This is a genomic window from Candidatus Nebulibacter yamunensis (assembly GCF_024208055.1).
GTDB classification, from domain to species: domain Bacteria; phylum Pseudomonadota; class Gammaproteobacteria; order Francisellales; family Francisellaceae; genus Caedibacter; species Caedibacter lacustris.
The window spans coordinates 55,635-68,001 of the sequence record NZ_JAMBMW010000010.1 but is presented as its reverse complement, the minus strand read 5'-3'; the positions used below and the strand labels follow the sequence as shown (position 1 = coordinate 68,001).

Here is a 12,367-nt window from a genome sequence, read left to right as displayed (position 1 = left end):
CCCTTATCCAGAGCCCTCTCACCAAACACTCTCAGTGACAACGAGTCGCCATTATACACACACATCAGTTCCCCGCAAGCGCTTTTTTTAACTTTTTTTTAATTTTGTTTAATCGTGTTTGAAAAATAATCAACAAATAATGCAATACAAGATAACTTTATTAGTTTACTTTTTATTTGATTATTTATTTGATTATCGGGTTTACTGAACCTTTTCCAGTTCTTCATGCAAACTTAGCCACTCTAGTTCAGATTTTTCCAATTCCATCTGAATTTCAGTATGTGCTTGCAATATAATATTTAACTGCTGCTTATCCTGATATAACGCTTCATCTTGAAGCTGAATATCAAGCTTACTTTTTTGCTGTTGTAACTTAGCGATTATCTCTTCAATTTTTTTAATTTTATCAGTTAATGGTTTTTGCTTTTCACGTAGTTGAGTCCGCCGTTGACGTTCTTTCTTTTTATTCTCTTTACTTACAACGAACATCGAACCTTCTTTCTCTTTAGTTTGAGATATTGTGGTTTTGGCTGACATATATTGATAATAATCCCTTAAATCACCTATAAAAGGTAAAATCTTGGCTTCTTCTACCAACCAATATTCATCTACTGTACTTTCTAGCAAATAACGATCGTGAGAAATAAGCACAAGCGCTCCACTAAAGGACTGAAGTGCATAAGCCAAGGCTTCACGTACCTCGATATCCAAATGGTTGGTTGGTTCATCTAATAATAAAAAGTTTGGCTTTTGATAAACAATTAAAGCTAAGGCAAGACGAGCTTTTTCTCCACCTGAAAACCTCTCAACGGGTGATAATGCCATCTCATTATTAAACTTAAATCGACCTAAAAATGTACGTGCTTGTTCATTTGTTAGCTTATCATCTATGCGCTTAATATGAAGCAACGGAGAAGCCTCAAAATCTAGCACATCCAATGAGTGTTGTGCAAAATAACCTATTTTCAAATCTGGGTGTTTTTTACATTGACCTGCTAATAATGGCAATTCTCCGACCAAAGATTTCACTAAGGTTGATTTGCCTGCACCATTTCTACCCAAAAGCCCAATACGCATTTCTGGCATAATCACCTGATTCACGCCTTTTAAAATCGGGGAACCTAATGTATAACCCAATGTAGCATTTTCTAAACTAAGCAAACTGCCTGTTGGCATGCGTACATTATCAGCAAACGAAAATTCAAACGCCTGCTGCTCTTGTAAAACTTCAATACGCTGCATTTTTTCTAGCATTTTAACTCTTGACTGCGCTTGCTTAGCTTTAGTTGCTTTGGCTTTAAATCGGTTAATAAAGCTTTCTAAATGTAAAATTTTTTGTCGTTGTTTTTGGTAAGCTTTTTGCTGTAAAAGTCTTTGCTCATGATATTGCTTTTCAAATGCAGAATAATTTCCACTATAACTATTAACCGTTTTATTTTCGATATGTAGTATACGTTGTACAACATTATCCAAGAATATTCGATCATGAGAGATAAGAATAACTGCCCCAGTATAGCTTTGTAAATAACGCTCTAACCAAAGCACAGCATCCAAATCTAAGTGGTTAGTTGGTTCATCCAATAGTAAAAGCTCTGCTTCCTGTAACAGTGCTTGTGCTAAGTTCAAACGAATCCGCCATCCACCTGAAAGCGATTTCACCTGGTCATGAATTTGCTTAGTGTTAAAGCCAAGCCCATCTAACAATGCCGCTGCCTTTGCTTCAAGCTGGTAACCACCCAAAACCTCAAAATCAGCATGTAACTTAGCATGTGCCTCATAGTTTTCATTTAACAAAGCCTGTTGCATTTCATAATGCAGATTACAGAGAACTTCATTACCACGCATAACATAATCAATAATTGAAGTATTTAAATCATCTACTTCTTGTTTAACCGTTACAATACGCGCGCCTTTAGCAACCTCAATCTCACCAACATCTGGCTGTAACACACCGGATAAAAGCATAAACAAAGAAGTTTTTCCAGCACCATTTTTACCAACAAGACCAATTTTTTGCTTGTCATAAATCGAAACATTTATTTCATTAAATAATAGCTTTAACCCACGTTGTAATGAAACTTTCTGCAAACTAATCAAGCACGCATCTCCATGAACTCACGCCATGATTTTACTTGAATCGGGGCATCATGTAGCTCTGCCAATGAACGCAATGTGAGCTCCGCAATCTGCAAGTTTGTGATAAGTGGGATATGATGATCTACCGCTAAACGCCTAATTTTAAAACCATCTGAAAGATTATCATCACTTACATGTTGTTCTCTACGTGGAATATTAATAATCAAATCCACACAGCGATCGGCAATGATATTTTCAACGTTTGGCGCTTCTGACTCACTGATTTTATAGGCCAGCTTTGTTTCAATACCAAACTCTTTTAAGTATTGACTAGTTCCTGTTGTTGTATAAATTTCCCAACCTAACTCGTAAAGCCTCTTTATCTCTGGTAAAAGCTTAACTTTCTTGTCACCTCCAATTGAAAGCAATACTTTTTTGCGTTTTACAAACATTTCTGTTGCCTGCCAAGATTTATAAAACGCATCCAATAAATCATAGCCAATACACCCCACCTCACCCGTTGAAGACATTTCAACATGCGCCACAGGATTGGCACCTTTTAATCGATTATATGAAAATTGTGATGTTTTTACACCAACGTAATCTAAGTCCAAAGTGTTATAGCGTTTTTTGTTATATTTACCCATGATCACCTCAGCTGCAATCTCAATAAAATTATGCCCTGTCACTTTCGATACAAATGGAAATGAGCGTGATGCACGCAAATTACACTCAATCACTTTGAGGTTATTATCTTTGGCAATAAATTGAATATTAAAAGGACCTGAAATATTAAGTGCTTTAACAATTTTCTTGGTAATACGCTTAGCACGACGAATCGTTTCTAAATACAAGTTTTGAGGAGGTAATACAATGGTTGCATCCCCAGAATGAACGCCTGCATTTTCAACATGCTCAGAAATCGCATAAATAACGATTTCACCATTTTGAGCAACACCATCTATTTCTAGCTCTTTAGCATTGTTAATAAAATCTGAAATCACAACAGGATGCTCAGGAGATACCAAAGCCGCCTCACGCAAGTATTGCTCAAGCGCATCTTCAGAATAAATTACGTTCATGGCTGCTCCTGATAGCACATAAGAAGGACGTACCAAGATTGGGTAACCAACTCTTTCTGCAAATGCTTTCGCATTTTCCAAAGTTGTCACAGACTCCCAAGCAGGCTGATCAATGCCAAGCTCATTTAACATATTCGAAAAAATTGCTCGATTTTCGGCACGATTAATGTTCTGAGGAGAGGTGCCCAAAATTGGATAACCCACTTTGGATAAAGGCACAACTAGGTTATTGGCGACCTGCCCACCTACTGATACAATAATGCCCTTCAAGTTTTCAAAATCAGCAATATCCTGAACGCGCTCAAAGGTTAACTGCTCAAAATACAATCTGTCCGACTCATCATAATCGGTTGATACAGTTTCCGGGTTGGAGTTGATAATAATAGGTGACTCACCTAGTTTTTTGAGTGTATGAGCAGCAGTGACACCACACCAATCAAATTCAACTGAAGATCCAATACTATACGGTCCTGAACCAAGGATTAAACTTGCAGGTATTTTAGATGGTAAAATGTCATGCTCAATTCCATGATAAGTCATATATAAATAATTGGTTTCTGCTTCAAATTCGCCAGCTAACGTATCTATCTGTTTAACGTAAGGGACGATCCCTTGAGCAATCCGCCAAGCACGTAAGGCTTGAACATCCATTTCACGAAATCTTGCGATACTCTTATCAGAAAAACCAAGTTTCTTAGCTTCTTTTAACAATGAGTTAGTTAAAGGAATCGCATGATTTTTCAAAGTATTTTCCATATTTGCAATCGTGTGCATATGATTTAAAAACCATTTATCTATACCTGATAGTGCATGCGCCTTATCAATACTACCCCCTTTAACAAAAAAGCGATGTAGTGCAAAGATCCTTCTATCGGTTGCCCGCTCAATCTCAAGTTCAAGATCAGGAATATCAAAGGGATAATCCGTTAAATCCGCAGCCCCTATGTTTAACATACCTACCGCTTTTTGCAAGGCTTCTGAAAAAGAACGACCAATTGCCATAACCTCGCCAACTGACTTCATTTCTGTGCCAATAAAACGTTCTGCTTTTTTAAGTTTATGTGTATCCCAACGAGGAATTTTAACAACAATGTAATCTAAAGCGGGTTCAAAGTAAGCACAAGTCTTCTTGGTTACTGCATTTTGTAACTCATGTAAGTTATATCCTAAGATAAGTTTTGCAGCAATAAATGCCAATGGATAACCTGTTGCTTTTGAAGCTAATGCTGATGAGCGCGATAAACGAGGATTAATCTCTATCACACGATAATCAGACGTTGCAAGATTAAAAGCGTATTGAATATTACATTCACCGATGATATTAAAATGATTGGCAACCTTAATCGCGATTTCACGCAAGCGGTGATATTCTTTATTATTTAATGATTGTGAAGGTGAAACAACAATACTTTCACCGGTGTGAATTCCCATTGGATCAAAGTTTTCCATATTGCATACAGTAAGCACGTTTCCTGCCATATCCCGAACAATTTCGTATTCAAACTCATTCCAACCCAATAGACATTCTTCAATTAACACTTGAGAAGTCGCATTCAGCACTTCAGTAACACGATGTTTAAGTTCATCTTTAGTTTTGACGATGCCTGAACCAAGTCCACCCAAAGAAAAACCTGAGCGCATCATCAGCGGAAAACCAATTTCCTCAGCTGCAATTAAGGCTTCTTTTAACGTTGTAGCCACAAAACTTTTAGCTGTTTTAATACCAATCTCATCTAATTTATTTTTAAAAAGTCCACGATCTTCCGCTTCCCTGATTGTCTGTACCGAGCTTCCTAACACTTTGACATCATGGAGTGCTAACACACCTTTTTCTTCAAGCTTAAGCCCCAAGTTCAAAGCTGTTTGCCCACCAAAGCTAAGCATAATCGCATCTGGCTTTTCTTTTTCAATAATTTTGGTGACATGTGCAAGATCTAATGGCTCAAAGTACACCTCATCAGCCATCCCAGGATCGGTTTGAATCGTTGCAATGTTAGGGTTAACCAAAATAATCTTGATTCCTTCCTCTTTTAGCGCCTTTATCGCTTGTGAGCCTGAATAGTCAAACTCACCTGCTTGAGAAATACGAATACCACCTGATCCTAAGAGTAAAACCTTTTTGATTTGTTTGAAAACGTCACGATGATTAAGCATTAAAATTTCACGTTGTTCGAGTTTACCTTATTCTAAAGTTTTTTCCGTGAAACGCAATTATATCGCTTAAATGATTCATAATAGTTATAAAGTTATTTCTCTCAAGTCATCTAAAAGGGTCACTACTGGATGCTAATTTGGCATTTATAACCTGCAAATTTTCGTACATTCATCACGCCAGTATCTAAGATAACATATTGCCCTTTCATTCCCATAAGCAACCCTTCAATAATTAGGGATTTATCCAAGTTATGTGCTTGTATTTTATTTGGGTATTCTAGCACAGGATAATGAATCTGCTGCTCAGACATTTTCACAATTTTTATTGATGCTTCACTATATTTTTCCTTTAAAGCATCAATAAAATGTTGCTCTTTTGCCAATATTTTATTTTTATAATCTAATAAATCTAACTGATCAGGAGATGATTTTAGCATCGCCTGCCAATTGGTTTTATCAGTCACATGTTGTGCAAGCTTTACTTCGATTAAACCTGATAGCAACCGCTCACTAACTTGAACAATTGGCAATGCCTGAGTTGCACCTTGATCAATCCAACGAGATGGAATATTTTTTTCACGCGTAATACCCACTTTAATAACTGCCGTATTGGCAAGATAAATATAATGTGGCTTTATGCAGTGCGCCTTACCCCAACTACTATCACGGCATGTCCCTTCATGGTAATGACATAATTCTGGCTTAATGATACAGGTATCGCATTCTGCTAAGCTTCTCAAACAAGGAAAACAATAGCCCTGATTAAAACTCTTTTTAGTGGACCGTCCACAGGCAACACAATTAATTTCCCCCAAAAATTTCAGAGTTATACGTTTACCAATAAGCGCATTCATTTTAAGCTCGCCTAGCTGATATTGAGCCATATTACTTTCACTCAGGAAAGTTTGCATTTTTGACAAAGTGATTGTTTGTTCTATCATTTAACACTCTTTGCTTGTTTGCAGTTAAACTCAGCAATGACTTTTTGCGTATGCTCCTTAACAATTTTCCAACTTACAGGACCCAATTCATCTGCATATGCTGCTGGATCCTTTAGTTCCAAGGCTAAAAAGGCTTCAATTCGCCCAATTGAAGATGCTGACTTATAATCGCTATAAATCGTATTGTCATATTTAATAGGAATATATGAGGTAAACGTCATTCCATAGATCTCTTCATAGTCTAGTCCCAATGATTCACATGCACTTATTCCATCTTTTAATACATATGCTTTGTTATAATCAATATAAGGAAGATAATATTTCACACGCTCTGCATCCCAATTACCCGCAACAAACGCTTCATAGTCTTTATCACGAAACAACTGACGACAATCTGGATAGGTTGCATGATCTCCAGCATGAACCCCCATTGCAATTAGAACCTCACAATCATTAGCTTTTGCAATTGACAATGCCACTGCTTGCAAAATTGAACTAAAGATTTTATTACGATTTGGCACCACCGTTAAGCGCATATTACTCTCGTGATAATGCCCTTGAGGCACATTATCTCCACCATTTATTAATGTGGAATGCAATAACTTTGCAAGTCCATCTATTTTAATTACTTGATGATAAAGCTTAAAATTTTGTAGTTTAAGGTAATCAGCCAAGCTTCTTGCTTTATCTAATTCTACTTTATGCTTTTGACCATAATCAAAAGAGAGTGCTGTAACTTCATAACCATCATCTAGTAAACGCAGCATCAATGAAGAGGAATCCATACCACCTGAAAATGACACTACTGCATATTTTCTTTTACTCATTCTTGACCTCACTGCAATTTAGAGTTTCAAATTAAAAAAGATAAACCAATTGAACTAAGTTTCAGCGTATTATCTGACTTTTTAACCCAGCAAATCACATATTACAGACATTAAAAATTAGACCTGTTAATCCAGCTAGATTATACCGATAAACCAATCAACTTTATAAGTTATTTATGAAAATTTAACATGATAATTGCGTTTTAATCTATCTATACATCGCTTCAAAATGGGGTAGAAAAATTGCGAAGCCAACGTTGACTCAAACGTAGATATAATTACTTGCAGCTGAATAAGAATTCGCCTATAGTGCTAAAAAATTTTTAAAATATCTTACTACAAATGATTTACCGAATTGAAAAATGTCTTGATGGCTTTTCCACTTGCTTTCGCCAATGGAACGCTATTCATTCACATTGCCGTTTTTTGCACGGCTATGCTATTTCGTTTCGCCTGCATTTTAAAGCAAATCAACTTGACCAACACAATTGGGTATGGGACTTTGGATGGCTAAAAGATAAACAATTTTTAATTGATGGTATGACAACAAAAGAATGGTTTCACTATATGTTTGATCACACGATTGTTTTGTCTGAAAAAGATCCTGCCCTTAGTACTTTTAAAGCTCTTGAAGAACAAGGTCTAATTCAGTTACGTACTTTACCTTATTTTAGTTGCGAAGGTATTGCTGAGTTTGTGCTCAACAAACTAGGAAGTATGGTTTTGACTCACAGTAATAATCGAGCACAACTCTATCGAGTAGATGTCATGGAAAACAATAAGAATCTAGGAGCTGCTGAAATTGAATAACCTAGGAGGCGCATCACAACTTCGTGTCACCAATTATAATCAAATCCTACCTATAATCGAAATTTACCCTTGCTTACAAGGAGAAGGCTCTCGCCGTGGACATCCTTGTTTTGCGATTCGCACAACAGGGTGTACACACCGCTGCTATTTTGGTGAACAAGGGGACTGGTGCGATACGTGGTACTCAAGCATCCATGCGCAAAAAGGTAAGTTCTCATTTTATGACATCATCCAAATGATTGAATCTTCCCCTAACATAAAAGAAATCATGTTCACGGGTGGCGCACCAACTATGCACCCCGCTATCATCAATGAAATCATGCACCTTGCATATCAACGTAATTTCTTTTTAACCCTTGAAACAGAAGGCTCACACTTTGTCAAAACGGAGCATCCAATTCACCTCATTAGCCTATCACCCAAGTTTAATAATTCGATTCCAAAGCTTGGAATACTTACACCTAAAGGCAAAAAGGTTGATCAAAAATTCATTGATCAGCATAACAAATACCGCTTAAACCTTTATGCTATGCGTCAAATGATTGATTACCATCAAGATTATCAACTAAAGCCAGTTTGTGATGGAAGTCACGAAAATATCCAAGAAATCAACTCTCTCATTGCTGAACTTAATATTCCTAGATCAAAAGTTTACCTCATGCCTGCTGGTAGAACTCGCAAAGAGATAATAAAAGCCTATCCAAAGATCATTGAACTTGCACTTAAAGAAGGCTTTAAGTTTACAGGTCGCGATCACATTATCGCTTTCGATGACAAAATTGGCGTTTAGAGTTTGCGACTTAGGCGCCAAGATCCTACCGCCACAATGATCAAAATAATGACTCCAACACCCCATAAATAACCAGCTGCATAACCACCATAACCAGTTGCAATGTCTGTATAAACTTGTTTAACGAATAGTATTGTTAAAACCAGCGGAATGATATAACTACATAAAAGTTTAAAACCTGTGTAATGCTTGTGAACCACCTCCTTGAAATAACTCACCACTTAAGCGATTAATATCATACAACCAGGTAATTACAATCACTTCCGCTACCATGACGATAACCATCAAATAACCGTTTATAAAATGATCAATTATATCTAATAAATACAACCCATTTCCCATCGTATATAATAAGTTACAGATAAAAAGCAACACACATATTATAAATAAAATAGTTGCACGCTTAAGCTTTATTTTACTATCCATCAATGCCGCTAAAATTGCCTCAAATAGCGATACGATAGATGTAAATGCCAAAAAGAACACGGAAGCATAAAAAATAAATGAGAAAAACTCTTGTACAACTGGAAGTAAAGTTAGCGCATGTGGGATCACTACAAATGCAAGCCCAATACCTCCTGAAACAACTTCGTGCACGTCCTTGCCATCTATATATGCAACATGTCCTAACACTGAAAATATGATCATACTGCAAATCATAGACGCTAACGTGTCACCAATTACAACAATTGTACAAGTTTTAGAGACATTCACCTCTTTATTTAATAATGCACCATAAGCAAACATGACACCAGTTGCTAATGAGATTGAAAAAATGACTTGTGTTGCTGCTGCAAACCATACTTTAGTATCTAACAGCGTTGACCAAACTGGGATAAATAATTGATATAGACCACCTAAACTACCCGACAGTGTAATAGAGTTCCCCAATAAAATGAGTAATAAAATAAATGGAAGTGGAGTGATCCATTTTGCAACAAATGCCAAACCACTTGTACCTTTATATAGTGAAATATAACTTAATAGTAAAATCACCATAACACCTAAAATGATTGTCAGCTTAGGGACAGTAAAAGCACCAATCCCAGATGATAGCTCTAAGAATTGATTAAAAAAGTATGATTCACTATCTGCTTGCCACGGCATTTTAAACGAATCTACCGCAAAATTAAGCACCCACGAAGCAATGACAATATAATAAGTTAAAACACCAAAAGCTACTAACACTGCAAGCCAACCAACTATTTTAAAGCGCTTAGCATGACCGATTAATGCCAAGGCCTCTGGCGCCCCTTTTTTAGAGGTTTTCCCCAAACCCACCTCCAAAATCAATAATGGCAAACCAATACAGAGCAAACAAATGATGTATGCCACGAAAAATGCTGCTCCTCCATGCTCATAAGCAAGGTAAGGAAAACGCCATAAGTTTCCTAAGCCCGCAGCAGACCCAATAGCTGCCAATATAAATATCCAAACTGAACTAAAGTCTTTACGTATTTGCCCCATTTCTTCCTCCCATCATTAGCAATGAACCATTCATAATACTTTAAAAGTATACCATTTAAACTTAGCAATGTATCAACATATAATTAAGTTACATTAAAGATAAACCCAAAAGTTCCTATAAAAAATAAAGGGTAGCATACATTTACACATAACTTTATTACAGCTTTAATGCTAATTCTGTTGCCTCTTTAATCGCACGTTTTGCATCTACTTCTGCTGCAATATGTGCGCCACCAATAATATGAACGTTTTTTGCCTCTTTGCTCAATAACTCATCATAAAGCGATTTATCTGATTCTTGCCCTGCACAAACCACTATCTGATCCACACTCAATAATTGAGGTTTATCATCTATCATAATATGTAAACCTTCATCATCAATTTTTTGATAATCCACACCTTTTAACATCTTAACCTTGTAATGCTTTAACATTGTGCGATGAATCCAACCTGTTGTCTTGCCAAGGCGCTTGCCTAATTTTTCATCTTTTCGCTGTAATAAATAAATCTCACATTTTGGCACTGTTGTTTCTATGATATTGATATTTAAGCCCCCTCTATGCTTAAGTGTAACATCTATCCCCCATTCTTTGTAATAAGTTTCACAATCCGCACTCATTTTACGTCCCCCCAATACCAAGAAAGTCGAAACATCAAAACCAATACCCCCAGCGCCAATTACTGCCACTTTTTTACCAGGTGCGACGTCAGAATTGATCAACTGCACATAATTGACAACACTTTTATGGTCTATGCCCTTTATATTTGGGACTCTTGGCACAACACCCGAAGCAATGACAATTTCATCATATTTTTTAGCTAATAGCTCGTCACTTTGGACTTTATGATTCAAGAGACAATTAACCTGAAACTTATTTAATTGATAGTTAAAATAGCGCAAGGTTTCAGTAAACTCTTCCTTTCCTGGTATTTTAGCGCTGAGTTTGAACTGTCCACCAATCTTATCAGATGCTTCGTATAAATCAACTTTATGCCCTCGTTTAGCCAACTCAATCGCTGCTACCAAACCAGCAGGCCCTGCTCCCACTACAGCAATTTTTTTAGCATTTCGAGCAGGTATTGAAATCATAATTGTTTCATTGCAAGCATATGGATTAACCAAACACGATGCTTGTTTGCCAACAAAGACGTGATCTAAGCACGCTTGATTACAAGCAATACAAGTGTTTATCGCCTCACTTTCCCCATTTTGTGTTTTTTTCACAAAATCAGGGTCAGCCAATAAAGGACGTGCCATTGAGACCAAGTCTGCTTTATTTTTCTGCAGAATTTTTTCAGCAATTTCGGGGGTATTAATTCGGTTAACACAAACAATTGGAATATTAATATATTTGCGAACAATTTCAGTAATCGGAACAAATGCGGCTCGTGGCACTTGGGTGCTAATCGTTGGAATGCGAGCCTCATGCCAACCAATACCAGTATTAATAATCGTGACCCCTTTTTTTTCAAGCGCCTGAGCTAATGTAATAACTTCATCAAAAGAACTACCTTGATCAATTAAATCCAACATCGATAAGCGAAACATAATGATAAATTGCTCTCCCACTTTCTCACGAATTGCTCTTATAATTTCTAATGGTAATCGCATCCTATTTTCGAAGGTTCCACCCCACTGATCTTTGCGATTATTGGTGTGTTCAACCAAGAATTGATTAATTAAATATCCTTCTGAACCCATTACCTCAACACCATCATAACCAGCCTCTTTTGCAAGTTTGGCACAGCGAGCAAAGTGCTTAATTGTTCTTTTTATACCCCAATTCGTTAACATATGTGGTTTAAACTTATTCGTTGGTGCTTTGACATTTGAGGCGCTAACACAGAAAGGGTGATAACCATAACGCCCTGCATGCAAAATTTGCATCAAGATCTTACCATCTGCTTTATGTACGGCGTCAGTGATTAACTTGTGCTTTTTCACTTCAATTTTATTAGTTAATTTAATTGCAAAAGGATAAAGCCAACCTCGCATATTGGGTGATACTCCTCCAGTTACAATTAAACCCACGCCACCTTCAGCACGTTTTGCATAAAAAGCAGCCAAGCGCTTAAACCCACCTTTTTGCTCTTCTAAACCTGTGTGCATTGACCCCATAACAATACGATTTTTAAGTGTGGTAAAACCAAGATCTAAAGGAGTTGATATAAATGGATAGATACTTGTTTTATTCGTCATGAATGTAATTCCATAAAAGC

At 36.8% G+C, this 12,367-nt stretch carries 9 protein-coding genes; 2 read left to right on the top strand and 7 right to left on the bottom strand.

Annotated features, from left to right (window positions below):
• Positions 1 to 201: 201 nt before the first annotated feature.
• From M1V25_RS05900 to M1V25_RS05885, 4 genes are all read right to left on the bottom strand, one after another.
• Positions 202 to 2,097, bottom strand: a complete 1,896-nt coding sequence (locus M1V25_RS05900) for an ABC-F family ATP-binding cassette domain-containing protein (RefSeq protein ID WP_498842708.1) — start codon at positions 2,095 to 2,097, stop codon at positions 202 to 204.
• The gene (carB, locus tag M1V25_RS05895; RefSeq protein WP_498842707.1) at positions 2,094 to 5,312 is read right to left on the bottom strand and encodes a carbamoyl-phosphate synthase (glutamine-hydrolyzing) large subunit; all 3,219 of its coding nucleotides are present in this window, start codon (positions 5,310 to 5,312) and stop codon (positions 2,094 to 2,096) included. Before carB ends, M1V25_RS05900 begins: the two co-directional genes overlap by 4 nt.
• A gap of 122 nt (positions 5,313 to 5,434) precedes the next feature.
• Positions 5,435 to 6,250, bottom strand: a complete 816-nt coding sequence (locus tag M1V25_RS05890; RefSeq protein ID WP_498842709.1) for a DUF2797 domain-containing protein — start codon at positions 6,248 to 6,250, stop codon at positions 5,435 to 5,437.
• A complete protein-coding gene (locus M1V25_RS05885) occupies positions 6,250 to 7,092 on the bottom strand; it encodes a 7-cyano-7-deazaguanine synthase (protein WP_498842706.1) in 843 nt (280 codons plus the stop codon). The genes M1V25_RS05890 and M1V25_RS05885 overlap by 1 nt, the downstream gene beginning before the upstream one ends.
• A 330-nt stretch (positions 7,093 to 7,422) precedes the next feature.
• On the opposite strand from M1V25_RS05885, the gene M1V25_RS05880 reads away from it, so the two are divergent.
• Positions 7,423 to 7,890, top strand: coding sequence for a 6-pyruvoyl trahydropterin synthase family protein (locus M1V25_RS05880; protein ID WP_116964539.1), 468 nt, complete (start codon positions 7,423 to 7,425; stop codon positions 7,888 to 7,890).
• Complete coding sequence (locus M1V25_RS05875; RefSeq protein ID WP_498842705.1) at positions 7,883 to 8,680, top strand: 7-carboxy-7-deazaguanine synthase QueE; 798 nt, start codon at positions 7,883 to 7,885, stop codon at positions 8,678 to 8,680. Before M1V25_RS05880 ends, M1V25_RS05875 begins: the two co-directional genes overlap by 8 nt.
• Here M1V25_RS05875 and M1V25_RS05870 read toward each other — a convergent pair.
• The 3 genes from M1V25_RS05870 to M1V25_RS05860 all read right to left on the bottom strand — a co-directional run bounded on the left by M1V25_RS05870 (position 8,677) and on the right by M1V25_RS05860 (position 12,347).
• The gene (locus M1V25_RS05870; protein WP_498842704.1) at positions 8,677 to 8,880 is read right to left on the bottom strand and encodes a hypothetical protein; all 204 of its coding nucleotides are present in this window, start codon (positions 8,878 to 8,880) and stop codon (positions 8,677 to 8,679) included. The genes M1V25_RS05875 and M1V25_RS05870 overlap by 4 nt on opposite strands.
• A complete protein-coding gene (locus M1V25_RS05865) occupies positions 8,852 to 10,147 on the bottom strand; it encodes a sodium-dependent transporter (protein ID WP_498842703.1) in 1,296 nt (431 codons plus the stop codon). The genes M1V25_RS05870 and M1V25_RS05865 overlap by 29 nt, the downstream gene beginning before the upstream one ends.
• Before the next feature lie 157 nt (positions 10,148 to 10,304).
• Positions 10,305 to 12,347: an FAD-dependent oxidoreductase gene (locus M1V25_RS05860; protein WP_498842702.1), complete on the bottom strand. Its 2,043-nt coding sequence runs from the start codon at positions 12,345 to 12,347 to the stop codon at positions 10,305 to 10,307.
• Between the last annotated feature and the right edge of the window lie 20 nt (positions 12,348 to 12,367).